Origin of the sequence: Amycolatopsis sp. w19, assembly GCF_051373225.1 — a bacterium.
GTDB classification, from domain to species: domain Bacteria; phylum Actinomycetota; class Actinomycetes; order Mycobacteriales; family Pseudonocardiaceae; genus Amycolatopsis; species Amycolatopsis japonica.
On the sequence record NZ_JBPQFM010000002.1, the window covers coordinates 192,829 to 205,716 of the forward strand.

Sequence of the window (12,888 nt, forward strand, 5' to 3'; positions counted from 1 at the left end):
GTCTTGCTGACCGCAGCTATCCGCCTCGCCTCCGTTGCCTGCAGACTAGGCCTCTTCTTCGGTTTCTTCCTCGCGCTGCACATACGTCTGCGCCATCTTCTCCTCTTCGCCTTCCTCGGCTTCAGGAGCTTCCTCGCGCTGAACAGCGGCGGAATCCTCGGCGGAGTGCCCACCGTCCTCACAACGCTGCACGGCGGAGGCAGGCGCTGGAGCCGACATCAGCCGGTCCGCGTTCGCGACGGCCTCGCGCTCGAACCGATCCGAGGGATCCGAAACCTTCACACCGCCACCGGCGTCGGTCCCGTCCACGGGCCCGCTGCGTTGCTGGACGACATGGGTCAGCTCGTGCGCGAGCATGTGCTTGCCCGAATCCGAACCGGGGTCGTACTTGTCCCGCTGGAACACGATGTTCGAACCCACCGTGTAGGCCTGCGCGTTGACGGATTTCGCCGAATCGTGGGCGGCGCCGTCGGTGTGCACCCGGACGTCGCCGAAGTCGTGCCCGAAGCGGCCCTCCATGTCCGTACGCGTCGCGGCGTCCAAAGGCGCGCCGCCGCCTGAGCCGACGACGTCGTGCACCGGCGAACGTTCCTCTTCGACCAGGGTGCTCACGCCCGCGTTTCCCACGGCACGCTGCAGATCGAGCATGCCGCCGGGGCCGAGGACGTCGGTGCGCCCGGCCGCGGCGGCGCGGCCCAGCAGACCTCCCTCGTCCCGCTCTATCCGGTCGCCCTTCGGCCGCAGGCTCGGTTCAAGGTCGTTGTCGTGACTGTGCCCGCGCATGGTCCGCTCCCTCGGTCGCTACGCCGCCCGTCCAGCTTGCGCCGTCGCCGCGCCGCGCGCCAGGTTGCGATGCGCGGCCGGAAGGGCGGCATCGGCTGCCCGAACGGGCAGGTCAGCCGTCGGTCACCATCGCCAGGTACGGCCCGAACTCGCGGTCCAGGCAAAGTCTGCCCAGCTTGCGATACTCCCGCGCGACCGCGCCGACCAGATCCGTCATCGCCACCGGGCGGCCGGCTTCCGCGGCCAGATAGGCACCTGTGACCGCGGCCGAGCGGATGTGTCCGCCCGCCAGTTCGAAGGCCTCGGCGAGGAACCCGAGGTCCAGATCGTCGGCGCGGGGCATCCGGGCGCCGAGGCAACGGTCCCACAGCTGACGCCGCAACTCGACGTCCGGCAACGGGAAGTCCACGATCACGTCCAGCCGCCGGGTGAACGCCTCGTCGAGGTTCGCTCGCAGGTTGGTGGCCAGTACGGCGATACCGTCGAAGGTTTCCATCCGCTGCAGCAGGTACGCGCTCTCGATGTTCGCGTACCGGTCGTGTGCGTCGCGCACCTCGGACCGTTTGCCGAAGATCGCGTCCGCCTCGTCGAACAGCAGCACACCGTTGACTCCGGCGGCCTCGGTGAAGATCCGTTCCAGGTTCTTCTCCGTCTCGCCGACGTACTTGTCGACCACCGTCGCCAGGTTCACGGTGTAGAGATCCAGCCCCAGCGAGGCGGCGATGACCTCGGCGGACATGGTCTTTCCCGTCCCCGAGTCCCCGGCGAAGAGCCCCGTCACACCCCGGCCGCGGCCACCGCCCGGCCGCATCCGCCACTCGTCGAGCACCTGGTCCCGGTAGCGTGCCCGCGCGGCCAGTTCGTCCAAAAGGGACAGTACGCCCGCGGGCAGCACGAGGTCGCTCCAGCCGACCACGGGCTCGATCCGCCGGGCGAGCCGCTGCAGTCCGGCCGCGTTCTGGCTCCGCGCGCCCGCGCGCAGGTGGGACGTCCGCACTGGGCCGCCGTCGGCCAGCGCCGTCACCGACGCCGCCTTCGCCGCGCGGGCGATCTGCCCCGGCCCCAGCACGAAATGCGCGGTCGCCTCCCCCGGATCGACGTCAGGAGCGAGCCCGCCGTCGAGATGGCTGCGCCAAAGATCCACGCGGCTCGCCGCGGACAAGGGGAAGGCGTCGAGCTGCAACGGCGGGATCGCGCTCCACCGGGGATCCCAGGCCCCGGTGCCGTGCACGACGAACGGGACCGCCGGATGAGCGAGCTTCTCCAGACGCGGCGCGTCGTCGACCGGGCCCAGCACCAGCCCCGCACCACGCAGCAACGCCTCCCGCACGAGCGACCCGGTGAGCTCGCCGTGCCGGGACTCGGCCTGCCATCGCGCCGCGTCGACCACCAGCGCGGGATGGCCGGCCCCGGTCAGCGCCGCGACACCGAGTTCTTCGGCACCGCCGCCGGGATGCTCCCTCAGATAGACCAACCCGACCTGGCCTCTGATCGCCCGGATGAGCCGATCGGCACCGGCCATGTCGGTGACCCTCGTGCCGAGGTGGGCGCACCCGGCGAGTTCCGGGGCGAGCCGATCGTCGCCGAGCAGGTGGTTCACCACCCGGTCGGGCACCCGGAGCGTGCGTGAAAGGAAGGGACGTTCCTCGTCCTCCATGGTGAGCAGGCCACAGGTGATCAGCGGGGCGTCGGCGTCGAGCCGCGCACGGCCGGCGGCCGACGCTTCGGGGACGCCGCACAGACGCAAGGCCAAGCCCGCAGTCGCCCGCCGCCGGGTCACGTCGTCGTTGAGGTAGCCGTAGAACTGCTCGAACCGGCTGTCGAGGTCGGGCGCGAGCGCGACGAGCAGCAGTTCGACGTCGACGCCGGTGAGTCCCGCGCGCTCCGCCAGGGGATACAGGCGGCCGCCCGGCACGGAGTCCGTGAACGGTGGGAACGGCTCCCGGTGGCCCTCCAGCAGGGCGTCGATCGTCTCGTTCGACAGGTACAGCCCGCGGAAGGGGTCGTCGGGGTTCGGGTCGGCGGCCCGGCGGCTCTCGACCGCGTCGCGGATCCGCTGTTCGAGCCGCGCCAGCCGCTCGAACAGGTACTCCAGGCTCATCGGGACTTCCGGTGGGTGCGCGCCATCGCGACCCGGCGCTGACCTTCGACCGCCCCGCTCTCCGCCACGTGGTGCCCGACCAGCTCACCGTCGTGGGCGTCGAGCTTCAGGCCTTCCTTCGGCGGCTGTTCGGCCGGGAACACCCGTCCACTGTGGACCGGCGCGGAGATGACGACGTCCAGCGACGGTTTCAGTTCGCCGCCCAAAGCGGTCCAGACGTCGGCGAAGGCGCGATCCTCGGGCGGCGGTAACGCGACCGTCATCGGCACCGGCAGGCCCATCTCGGCCAGCGACCCGGTGAGTGCCGACTCGGGGACGGCGTCGTGGGCGAGCAGGCCGAGCAACAGGTCGGACAGCACGCGGTGCTCGTCCTCCGGCCGCTGCGTCCACGCGGTGACCAGATAGGACAGCTTGATGTGCCGGGGCGGCAGGTGCCGCGCCGAGACCTTGCCGACCTGGTCGTACTCGTTGAGCAGGCCTCGTGAACGGCGTCGAAGGTCCTCGCGTACGTCGTAGAGATAGACGTTCACTGTGGGGGCGTTGCGCCGCGATGCCCATTCCTTGTTGGGCGCGTCGAACGCGACGTCGATCTCGCTGCCGCGCCGGGTCTCGCCCCGTACCAGCCGCCGGAGCGCCTCGTCGACCTCATGGATCACTGCGGACCTCCTCGGACGGCGGTCTTCCCACGATGATCGCGGCGGCGCCGGGCGGCCAGCCTCGCAACGGCAGACCTTCGGGTACGCCGTGCTGCCCGTACGGGCAACCGAGCCACCGTCGGTTACGCTGCCGGTCGTGCCCGAACAGACATGGTCACCCACTCCAGGGACACCCGTAATCGAGTACCGGTCCAGTCGCTGGTTGTTCATCGGCGGACTGGCGCTGTTGGTCTTCTTCGGGTTGGCCGCCCTCTTCCCGGACGTCGGGAGCCCGTCGTCGTCGCGCAGAATCAAGATGCCCGCGGAACCCGCGGCCTTCATCTTCGGCGCGCTCGCGGTGGGCGGTCTGCTGACGGCGATCGGCTCGGTCCCCCATAAGATTCGCTTCGCGGCCGACGAACATGGCCTGTGGTGGCGAGCCGGCCGCAAATCCGACCTGATCGAATGGAACGAGGTGCGTGCGGTGCGCGGCCAGGAACCGCGCCCGCGGCCCCAGGGCGACCCGAACGCGAAGGTCGTCCTGTCGGCCCTGGTGTTCAACACCAAGGACCCGTACTTCGAAAGCCGTCACGCGAAACTGTTCACGCGCCCGTCCACTCCCGGTCCCGAAGTGGAACTGAGACTGCCGAACAGCACCATCGTCCGGCAGCTCACCCAGGAGATCGCGAGAGTCCGGCCGGACCTGGTCCCCTAGCGCCTGCCAAGTCCAGGCGGTTTCGCGTGGTGGTTTTGGGCGGCGGGGTTCAGTGTCCGGGCCGGTGTTTTCGCGTGTCTGGTCGGACGACACTCGTGATGGGATGGACGACACGCGTGCCGGCGGGGTCTCACCGAGAGTCGTCCGCCTGGACACGCGTGTCGTCCATCGGATCACACGCGCCGTCCCTCCAGACACGCGAAACCGCCCGACGGTAGTACCTAAGACACCCCTGTCCCTGACCCGAATCGCCACTCACGGCTTCGCGTCCGACCTGGGCTGAAGGCTCCCTTCGCCGCATCAGACTCGGCGAAGGGAGCCTTCAGCCCACCACCGGCCCACAAACGCTGGCGTCACTCAAGTCCGGCGAACGTGACCGGAAGGCCCGCGACCGGAGCCGGGTCAAGACTTCCAGTACGGGCGAAGGTCGCCCACACAGCGCGAAGCGCGGCGCCGAAAGCGTCGACCTCCGCCCACGGGACCTCGCCGAGCATCGGACTGTCCCGCCACGCCGACCGGGTACCGAGCAGCAGCGGCAGTTCCACACAATGGGTCGCACCGAACTCGGACCCCTCGGGCCGCCAGTCCAGGCGATACGACCAGGCACCGGCGCCCGCCCCGCGCAGCCGGTCGCCGAATTCGGCCAACGGTCCGATGTAGACCTCGTCGGTCCCGGCAGCGCCCGGGAACGCGGTCATGTCGTCGGCGTTCCAGCCGTACAGCACATCCAGGTCGCGCACGTTGTCCGCGAAAGACGTCCCCTCCGCCATGTCCACCGGAACGAACGCGGGCGCCATCGGGTCGCCGCTGAGCCGCAGGTTCGTCAGCGCGGTTTCCTTCTGCGCGGCAAGGATTTCCGTGATCCCGGCGGTACGAGGGTCGGTGCCGAGCGCGTCGGCGAACACCTGGCCGAGCTTGTCCGCCTGTTCGGGTGACCGGGTGGCGAGGCCGAGCGGCGCGCTCTGCAGGATCGCCCGCCGGAACAGGCCGCGTGCCTCGGGCAGGTCCATCAGCAGCCGGATGGAGATCCCGCCCGCCGACTGCCCGGCGACCGTCACGTTGTCCGGATCCCCGCCGTAGGCCGCGATGTTGGCCCGCACCCAGCGCAGCGCCTCCAGCTGGTCGGCCAGCCCGAGATTGCCGGGGCTGACGCCGTCCAGGTACAGGTAGCCGAGCGCGCCGAGCCGGTAGTTGACGCCGACCACCACGAGATCGCCTTCGGCCGCCAGCGCGCCACCGTCGTACCAGTCCAGCAGCCCGCCGCCGCTGGAGAATCCGCCGCCGTGCAGCCACACCAGCACGGGCCTGCGCCCGGCGTCCAGACCAGGGGTACTGATCGTCAGGTTGAGACAGTCCTCGCCCTGCGGCGGCCGATCGCGCGGCGGTCCCATCACCCGGTCCAGCCGGGACGGCGGTTGCGGACTGATCTCCCCGCTCGACGGCCGCTGCCCCGAAACGGCGACCGGCGGCGCGAACCTGGCCGCCGTGGCGTAGCGAATCGGTCCGGTTCGGACAATCGTGGTCATACGCATCTCCCGGGTAGGATCGGCCGGTGATCTTGCCACGCCTGCTGGACGGCCGACTGAAGTTCCGCCATCTCGTCCTGCTCGACGCGCTGGCCAGGCAGGGCACCGTGGTCGGGGCCGCCGCCGAACTGCACGTGACGCAGCCGGTGGCGACCCGGAGTCTGCACGAACTCGAAGAGATCCTCGACGTGCGGTTGTTCGAACGCGGCCCGCGCGGCGTCACCCCGACCGTGTTCGGCGAGGCGTTCACCGGGCACGCCCGCGCGGTGCTCGCCCAGCTCGAACAGGCCGGACGGCACGTCGCCGAGCTGGCCGACGCGGAGCGCGGCACGGTCGTGGTCGGCACCCATCTCGCGGGGTCGAACATGTTGCTGCCGCGCGCCATCGCGGCGATCAAGACCGAGCGGCCGTACCTGACCATCGTCGTCCGGGAGGGTTCTCCGGAAGCGCTGCTGGTGGAGCTGGAGGCCGGCCGGGTCGATCTGATCATCGGCAGGCTGACGGCGCCGTCGGACGAGCGGATCGAGCGCCGCAAGCTGTACGACGAGTCGGTGGATCTGGTGGTGCGCACCGCGCATCCGCTGGCGGGCGCGACCGACGTCGCCTTGGCCGATCTCGCGGAGTACCCGTGGATCCTGCCCTGCGCGGAGACCGCACTGCGCCGCGAGCTGGAACAGTTGTTCACCCGCAACGATTTCCCGCTGCCGGCGAACCGCGTGGAGACCACGTCGTTCCTCACCGTGCGGCAGCTGCTGCTGGAGACCGACGTGATCGCCGCGCTGCCGAGCCTGATCACCAAGGACGATCCGAGGATCACCAGGGTCGCGCTGGCGCTGGAACCCATCGGGCACAGTGTCGGGCTCACCCTGCCCGCCCAGCGCACGCTCAGCCCGTCGGTGGACGCGCTGATCCGCAGCCTCACCGACGTCGCCGGCGGAATGTCCCGTTAGGACGGTCACGGCAGGGAAAGGAAGCGTTCGGCGTTCCCGCTGGTGATCAGCCGCCGCTCGGGTTCGGTCAGGAAACCGCTCTTGCGCACCACCTCACCGACCGGGCGTTCGCCGAGCGGGTACGGGTAGTCGCTGCCGACCATCACCCGCTCTGCGCCGAGGGTGTCCACGAGCAGTCGCAGCGCCCGCTCGTCGAAGACCACCGAGTCGACGTGGAACCGGTCGAGATAGTGCGACGGCGGGAACTCCGAGGTGCCGATCACGTCGTTCCGCCGGTGCCAGGCGTTCTCCATCCGGCCGAGCCAGAACGCGAACGACCCACCGCCGTGCGCGAAACAGATCTTCAGGCTCTCGTCGATCCGGTCGAACACCCCGCCGAGCACCAGCGCCAGGATCGACAGATGCGTTTCCGCGGGCATCGCGGTCAGCCACCGCGCCATCCACCGGTCCAGCCGGGGCGAACCGTCCATGTCCCACGGGTGCACGAACACCGGGACCCCGAGCGACGCGCAGTGCTGCAGGAAGGTCTCCACCCCGGCGCTGTCCAGGTCGTGGTCACCGACGTGGTTGCCGATCTCCACCCCGCGATGCCCCGCGGCCAGGCAGCGTTCCAGCTCGCGGCACGCGGCGTCGGTGTCCTGCAACGGAACCTGGCAGAACGGGATCAGCCGGTCCGGTGCCGGCGCGACGATCTCCAGCGCCAGATCGTTGAAGATCCGCGCGATCCGGGCCGCCTGCTCGCCGGTCCTGCCGTAGTTGAAGAACGCGGGCGTCGGGGAGACCACCTGGGCGCGCACGCCGTCGGCGTCCATGTCCAGCAGCCGGGTCCCCGCGTTCCAGCAGTCCGCGCCGATCCGGCGGAACTCCTTGTCCCCCATCATGATCATCGCCTCGGACTCGGTCTCCGCGCGTAGCCACGGCGCATCCGGCCCGGCGTCCGCGCGCAGATCCGGCCAGCCGTTCGGCACGTAGTGCGTGTGGATGTCGATCAGGCCGGTCATCTCAGCCCTTCCCGGGGTGGAGCGCGCCACAGCCGCCGCATGTGCGGGCCTGCTCGTCGCCGTAGAACGCGGTGAAGACCGGCGGCAGATCCTCGACGATGTCGCGCACCTGGAGCTCCACCTCGTGCACCAGCGACGCGCATTCCAGGCAGTACCATTGGAACTTCTCCAGCGTGCCCTCCTCGCGGACCCGCTCGATGACCAGGCCGATCGAGTCCGCCTCCGGGCGCTGCGGCGAATGCGGGATGTCGCCCGGCAGCAGCCAGGTGTCGCCTTCGGAGATGCGGACGGTCTGCTGGCCGTCGGCGGTCATGATGTTCACGTGCATGGTGCCCTTGAGCTGGTAGAACCATTCCTCGTAGGGGTCGACGTGGAAATCGGTGCGCTGGTTCGGCCCGCCGACGATCTGCACGATGAAATCGTTGCCGAGCGCCATGGTCCGGTTGTTCACCGGCGGTTTGAGCAGATGCTCGTGCTCGGCGATCCAGGCCTGGAAATTGACGACCTCGGGAATGCCGGTCATCGGGGGACCTCCGTGTCTTTCGGTAGCTGGGCGATTGCCTGGATTTCGATCAACAGATGCGGATGCGGCAGCTGATGCACCGCGACCGTGGTGCGGGCGGGGCCGGTTTCGTCGAAGTATTCGCCGTAGATCTCGTTGTAGCCGCCGAAATCGTTCATCGAAACCAGGAAGGTGGTGATCTGCGTGAGGTCGGCGAGGTCGGCGCCGACCTCATGCAGGATGCCGCGGATGTTCTCGATCACCGCGCGGGTCTGCGCGCGGATGTCCAGGTTCGTGGTGCCGAGTTCGTCCACCTCGACGCCCTCGAACGTGTTGTCCGGGCGCCGGGAACTGGTCCCGGACACGAAGATCAGGTCTCCCGCGACCTTCACATGCGGGAACCGGCCCCTCGGCTTGGCCAGTCCGGGGATCAAGCGCCCGCTCATGCCAGCCCCCGTACCGAAACCCGGCCGAGCCCGGCGATGTCCGCCTCGGCGACGCCGGGCGCGAACGGTATCGCTTCGGTCGCGGCGCCGGCCAGCACCACCTGCCCGGCCCGCAGCGGGATGTCGCGTTTCCGGCACAGCTCGACCAGCGCGTGCAGCGCGCGCACCGGATCGCCGAGGATCGCCGCCGTCGAGCCGATCACCTCCCGGCCACCGGAACGCAGCCGCACCGCCCGGTCCGCCACTTCGCCGAACGCGCGCCACGGGCCGAGCACGTACCCGGCGGCCGAAGTGTTGTCCGCGACCACATCGGTGTGGGTGAACCGGAAATCCCGGTACCGCGAGTCGATGATCTCGATCGCCGGGGCCATCGCGTCCACAGCGGACTCCACGTCGAACGCGGGGTCGGCGAGGTCCACATCGCGGGCCAGCCGGTACGCGACCTCCGGCTCCACCTTCGGATGGATGAAACGCGCCAGCGAGACATCGCCGCCATCGGCGACCCGCATCGCGTCGGTGAGCCTGCCGGCGATCACCTCGGACACGCCCATCTGCGCCATCTTCGCCTTGCTGGTCAGCCCCAGTTTGACCCCGAGCACCCGCTCGCCACGGGTCTCCCGCCGGGCCACCAGCGCCGCCTGGATCGCGTACGCGTCGGCGATGTCCAGCGCGTGGTCGTCGGCGAGGCTCGGGGTGTCGGCGCACGTCGTCTGCGCGGTGTCCAGCCGATCGGCGAGCGCCGAGATCTCCGCGACGGCCATCATGTGCTGCTCCGTACCAGGTCGAGTGCGATGTCCACGATCATGTCCTCCTGCCCGCCGACCAGCTCGCGCCTGCCGACCTCGGTGAGAATCCGCCGGGTGTCCAGTCCGTAGCGGGCGGCCGCGCGTTCGGCGTGCAGCAGGAAACTCGAGTACACGCCCGCGTAGCCGAGGGTCAGCGTCTCCCGGTCCACCTGCACCGGCCGCTCCCGCAGCGGGCGGATCAGGTCGTCCGCCGCGTCCTGCAACGCGAACAGATCCGCGCCGTGCTCCCAGCCGAGCAGGTCGGCGACCGCGACGAACGGCTCGGCCGGGCAGTTCCCCGCCCCCGCGCCCTGTCCGGCCAGCGCGACGTCCACCCGGCAGGCGCCGTGCTCGACCGCGGTGACGCTGTTCGCCACCGAAAGGGAAAGGTTCTCGTGCGCGTGGATGCCGATCTCGGTTCGCGCGTCGAGCACCTGCCGGTACGCGTCGATCCGTTCGGCGACCCCGTTCATCGTCAACCTGCCACCGGAATCGGTGACGTACACGCAGTGCGCGCCGTACGACTCCATCTGCCTGGCCTGTCCGGCGAGCGCGGCCGGCGTGGAAAGGTGGCTCATCATCAGGAATCCGGACACGTCCATGCCCTGTTCGCGAGCCCACGCGATGTGCTGCGCGGCCACGTCGGCCTCGGTGCAGTGGGTGGCGATCCGCACGCTGCGCACTCCGAGGTCGCGGGCGCGGCGCAGCTGTCCGATGGTGCCGATCCCGGGCAGCAGCAACGTGGTCAGCGTCGCGTTCTCGATCACCTCGGCGGCCGCGGTGATCCACTCCTCGTCGGTGTGCGCGCCGAATCCGTACGTCGCGCTGGATCCGCCGAGCCCGTCGCCGTGCGCGACCTCGATCGCCGCCACCCCGGCCTTGTCCACAGCGGACACGATGCGCCGGACCTGGTCCACTGTGTACGCATGTCCCATCGCGTGCATACCGTCGCGCAAGGTCACGTCCTGCAGGTAGACCTTCATCCGAGCCACCCCCTCAACGCGGCGATCCGCTCGGCCGTGCGCAGCGCCGCCGAGGTCATGATGTCGAGATTTCCCGCGTAGTCCGGCAGATAGTGGGCCGCGCCCAGCACTTCGAGGAACACCGAGATCTTGAGCCCGGAGATCTCCCGGCCGAGTTCGGGCACCCACTGCCGGTCCACCGGGTCGAACTGCACTTCCTGTTTCAGCGTGTAGCCCGGCACGTACTCGCGCACCCGTTCGGCCATCCGCCGGACCGACGCCGCGATCTTCTCCCGGTCCGGCTCCCCCTCGACCAGGCAGTACACCGTGTCCCGCATGACGATCGGCGGATCGGCCGGGTTCAGCACGATGATCGCCTTGCCCGTCCCGGCGCCGCCGACCTCGCGGATCGCGGCCGCGGTGGTCTCGGTGAACTCGTCGATGTTCGCCCTGGTACCGGGCCCCGCCGAACGGGACGAGATCGACGCGACGATCTCCGCGTACGCGACCGGGACGACCGAGGACACCGCGGCCACCATCGGGATCGTGGCTTGTCCGCCGCAGGTCACCATGTTCACGTTCGGCGCGGCGTGATGCTCGTCGAGGTTCACCGGCGGCACCACGAACGGGCCGAGGGCGGCCGGGGTCAGGTCGATCATCAGCTTGCCGTGTGCCTCGGCCAGTTCCGCGTGCCGCCGGTGCGCACCGGCGGAGGTCGCGTCGAAGATCACCCGCACGTCGGCGAACTCCGGCAGCCCGATGAGGCCGTCGATACCTTCGTGGGTGGTGGCCACCTTGAGCCTGGCCGCCCTGGCCAGCCCGTCCGAGGCCGGATCGATACCCGCCATCGCGGCCATCCGCAGCGTCTTCGACAACCGCAGCACCTTGATCATCAGATCGGTGCCGATATTGCCGGAGCCGATGACGGCGACCGGAACCGTCGCCGTCACAGCCGCACGCACACATTCGTCGGCTCGGTGTAGAAGTGCAGCGAAGACGCGCCGCCCTCCCGGCCGATCCCGGAAAGCCCCATCCCGCCGAACGGCGAGCGCAGGTCGCGCAGGAACCAGGTGTTCACCCACGACATGCCGACGTGCATCGCCTGCGCGACACGATGTCCCCGGCGCAGGTTCTCGGTCCATACCGAGGAAGCCAGCCCGTATTCGGTGTCGTTGGCCAGCGCGATCGCCTCGTCCTCGGTGTCGAACGGGATCAGCGCGGCCACCGGGCCGAAGATCTCGTCCCGCACCGGCCGGTCCTCGTTGGTCAACCCGGTCCACAGGGTCGGCTCCAGCCACGAGCCGCCGTCGAGTTCCGGTCCGAGCTCGGGGATTCCGCCGCCGGTCAGGGTCTTGGCCCCGGCCTGCTCGGCGAGCGCGAGGTAGTCCAGCACCTTGCGCCGGTGCTCCGGCGAGATCAGCGGGCCGGTCGTGGTCCGCTCGTCCATCGGGTCACCGAGCCGCAGCCCGCGTGCCCGCTCCACGAGTCCGGCCGCCACGTCCTCGAACACCGAGCGCTGCACGTACACCCGCTCGGTGCACAGGCACACCTGCCCGGTGTTCGCGAACACCGACCGGGTCAGCCCGGCGAGCGTCTCGTCGAGATCGGCGTCCTCGAACACGATGGCGGCGTTCTTCCCGCCGAGTTCGAACGAAACCGGCCGGACCCGGGGCGCGACGGTGCGCATCACCTGGGTCCCGGTGGCCGACGAGCCGGTGAACGTCACTCCGTCGATGCCGGGATGCTCGGTCAGGTACTGCCCCGCCGAATCGCCGCCGAACCCGTGCACCACGTTGTAGGCACCCGCGGGCAATCCGGCTTCGGCCAGCACCTCGGCCAGCAGGGTCGCGGTGGACGGGGTCTGGTCGCTCGGTTTGACCACGACCGCGTTGCCGCAGCCGAGCGCGGGCGCGACCTTCCAGGTCAGCAGCAGCAGTGGCAGGTTCCACGGCACGATCACCGCGACCACGCCGAGCGGTTTGCGCACCGCGTAGTTCAGCGCCTGCGCCCCGCCCGGCAGATCGGTGACGAACGCTTCCTGGCCGGCGGCCGCGATCACGTCGGCGAACGTGCGGAAGTTCGCCACCGCGCGGGCCACGTCGAGCTCGCGTGCCTGGGTGACCGGCTTTCCGGTGTCCGCGACCTCGGCCGCGACGAACTCCTCGAACCGCGCCTCGATGCGGTCGGCCGCCCGGCGCAGCAGCGCCGTCCGCTCCCGCACCGGAGTGTCCGCCCAGCCGTCGTGCAACGCGGCGCGGGCGCCGGTGACCGCGCGGTGCACCAGCGCACGATCCGCCTCGTGCACCCGGGCGAACTCCGCACCGGTCGCCGGATCGATCGCCGGGAACCCCGGCCCATCCGGCTCGGCGAACTCACCGTCCACGAAGTTGCGGATCCACCGCACTGACTGCGTCATGCCGTCCACTGTGGCCTGCCGGGCCATGCGGAACAAATGCGTATCCGCTCTCCTGATATGCCGAAA

General features: G+C 70.1%; 13 protein-coding genes. 2 read left to right on the forward strand and 11 right to left on the reverse strand.

Annotated elements, in window-relative coordinates:
* Nucleotides 1–45: 45 nt before the first annotated feature.
* The 3 genes from ACSMFO_RS05380 to ACSMFO_RS05390 form a co-directional block, all read right to left on the reverse strand.
* A complete protein-coding gene (locus ACSMFO_RS05380) occupies nucleotides 46–783 on the reverse strand; it encodes an eCIS core domain-containing protein (protein WP_436457200.1) in 738 nt (245 codons plus the stop codon).
* Nucleotides 784–895: 112 nt separating this feature from the next.
* Entirely contained in the window at nucleotides 896–2,884 is a 1,989-nt protein-coding gene (locus ACSMFO_RS05385; protein WP_436457201.1) for an ATP-binding protein, read from the reverse strand.
* Nucleotides 2,881–3,540: a DUF4255 domain-containing protein gene (locus tag ACSMFO_RS05390; protein WP_436457202.1), complete on the reverse strand. Its 660-nt coding sequence runs from the start codon at nucleotides 3,538–3,540 to the stop codon at nucleotides 2,881–2,883. Before ACSMFO_RS05390 ends, ACSMFO_RS05385 begins: the two co-directional genes overlap by 4 nt.
* A 136-nt stretch (nucleotides 3,541–3,676) precedes the next feature.
* Here ACSMFO_RS05390 and ACSMFO_RS05395 point away from each other — a divergent pair, with 136 nt between their 5' ends.
* Nucleotides 3,677–4,234, forward strand: a complete 558-nt coding sequence (locus ACSMFO_RS05395) for a hypothetical protein (RefSeq protein WP_436457203.1) — start codon at nucleotides 3,677–3,679, stop codon at nucleotides 4,232–4,234.
* A 353-nt stretch (nucleotides 4,235–4,587) separates the two neighbouring features.
* Here ACSMFO_RS05395 and ACSMFO_RS05400 read toward each other — a convergent pair whose 3' ends face one another.
* The gene (locus ACSMFO_RS05400) at nucleotides 4,588–5,760 is read right to left on the reverse strand and encodes a carboxylesterase family protein (protein ID WP_436457204.1); all 1,173 of its coding nucleotides are present in this window, start codon (nucleotides 5,758–5,760) and stop codon (nucleotides 4,588–4,590) included.
* Between the two features lie 26 nt (nucleotides 5,761–5,786).
* Here ACSMFO_RS05400 and ACSMFO_RS05405 point away from each other — a divergent pair, with 26 nt between their 5' ends.
* Nucleotides 5,787–6,710, forward strand: coding sequence for a LysR substrate-binding domain-containing protein (locus ACSMFO_RS05405; protein WP_436457205.1), 924 nt, complete (start codon nucleotides 5,787–5,789; stop codon nucleotides 6,708–6,710).
* A 5-nt stretch (nucleotides 6,711–6,715) separates the two neighbouring features.
* On the opposite strand, the gene ACSMFO_RS05410 is transcribed toward ACSMFO_RS05405, so the two are convergent.
* From ACSMFO_RS05410 to ACSMFO_RS05440, 7 genes are read right to left on the reverse strand one after another with little or no spacing between them, the layout of a single operon-like run.
* Nucleotides 6,716–7,711 (reverse strand): amidohydrolase family protein, encoded by a 996-nt coding sequence (locus ACSMFO_RS05410; protein ID WP_436457206.1) that lies wholly within the window; start codon nucleotides 7,709–7,711, stop codon nucleotides 6,716–6,718.
* A gap of 1 nt (nucleotide 7,712) precedes the next feature.
* The gene (locus ACSMFO_RS05415; RefSeq protein ID WP_360127790.1) at nucleotides 7,713–8,234 is read right to left on the reverse strand and encodes a 3-hydroxyanthranilate 3,4-dioxygenase; all 522 of its coding nucleotides are present in this window, start codon (nucleotides 8,232–8,234) and stop codon (nucleotides 7,713–7,715) included.
* Nucleotides 8,231–8,659 carry a RidA family protein gene (locus tag ACSMFO_RS05420; protein ID WP_360127787.1) on the reverse strand — a complete coding sequence of 143 codons (429 nt, stop codon included), beginning with the start codon at nucleotides 8,657–8,659 and terminating at the stop codon, nucleotides 8,231–8,233. The genes ACSMFO_RS05415 and ACSMFO_RS05420 overlap by 4 nt, the downstream gene beginning before the upstream one ends.
* On the reverse strand, nucleotides 8,656–9,423 hold the full coding sequence (locus ACSMFO_RS05425) for a 2-keto-4-pentenoate hydratase (RefSeq protein ID WP_436457207.1): 768 nt from the start codon (nucleotides 9,421–9,423) through the stop codon (nucleotides 8,656–8,658). Before ACSMFO_RS05425 ends, ACSMFO_RS05420 begins: the two co-directional genes overlap by 4 nt.
* Nucleotides 9,420–10,427, reverse strand: a complete 1,008-nt coding sequence (gene dmpG / locus ACSMFO_RS05430; protein WP_436457208.1) for a 4-hydroxy-2-oxovalerate aldolase — start codon at nucleotides 10,425–10,427, stop codon at nucleotides 9,420–9,422. The genes ACSMFO_RS05425 and dmpG overlap by 4 nt, the downstream gene beginning before the upstream one ends.
* Nucleotides 10,424–11,356 carry an acetaldehyde dehydrogenase (acetylating) gene (locus ACSMFO_RS05435; protein WP_436457209.1) on the reverse strand — a complete coding sequence of 311 codons (933 nt, stop codon included), beginning with the start codon at nucleotides 11,354–11,356 and terminating at the stop codon, nucleotides 10,424–10,426. Before ACSMFO_RS05435 ends, dmpG begins: the two co-directional genes overlap by 4 nt.
* On the reverse strand, nucleotides 11,353–12,822 hold the full coding sequence (locus ACSMFO_RS05440; RefSeq protein WP_436457210.1) for a 2-hydroxymuconic semialdehyde dehydrogenase: 1,470 nt from the start codon (nucleotides 12,820–12,822) through the stop codon (nucleotides 11,353–11,355). Before ACSMFO_RS05440 ends, ACSMFO_RS05435 begins: the two co-directional genes overlap by 4 nt.
* Nucleotides 12,823–12,888: the final 66 nt, after the last annotated feature.

What these genes read in the sequence shown, in the direction of transcription:
- ACSMFO_RS05380 (WP_436457200.1), bottom strand. Translation starts at nt 783, where the DNA reads ATGCGCGGGCACAGTCACGACAACGACCTTGAACCGAGCCTGCGGCCG.
- ACSMFO_RS05385 (WP_436457201.1), bottom strand. Translation starts at nt 2,884, where the DNA reads ATGAGCCTGGAGTACCTGTTCGAGCGGCTGGCGCGGCTCGAACAGCGG.
- ACSMFO_RS05400 (WP_436457204.1), bottom strand. Translation starts at nt 5,760, where the DNA reads ATGACCACGATTGTCCGAACCGGACCGATTCGCTACGCCACGGCGGCC.
- ACSMFO_RS05410 (WP_436457206.1), bottom strand. Translation starts at nt 7,711, where the DNA reads ATGACCGGCCTGATCGACATCCACACGCACTACGTGCCGAACGGCTGG.
- ACSMFO_RS05415 (WP_360127790.1), bottom strand. Translation starts at nt 8,234, where the DNA reads ATGACCGGCATTCCCGAGGTCGTCAATTTCCAGGCCTGGATCGCCGAG.
- ACSMFO_RS05420 (WP_360127787.1), bottom strand. Translation starts at nt 8,659, where the DNA reads ATGAGCGGGCGCTTGATCCCCGGACTGGCCAAGCCGAGGGGCCGGTTC.
- ACSMFO_RS05425 (WP_436457207.1), bottom strand. Translation starts at nt 9,423, where the DNA reads ATGATGGCCGTCGCGGAGATCTCGGCGCTCGCCGATCGGCTGGACACC.
- dmpG (WP_436457208.1), bottom strand. Translation starts at nt 10,427, where the DNA reads ATGAAGGTCTACCTGCAGGACGTGACCTTGCGCGACGGTATGCACGCG.
- ACSMFO_RS05440 (WP_436457210.1), bottom strand. Translation starts at nt 12,822, where the DNA reads ATGACGCAGTCAGTGCGGTGGATCCGCAACTTCGTGGACGGTGAGTTC.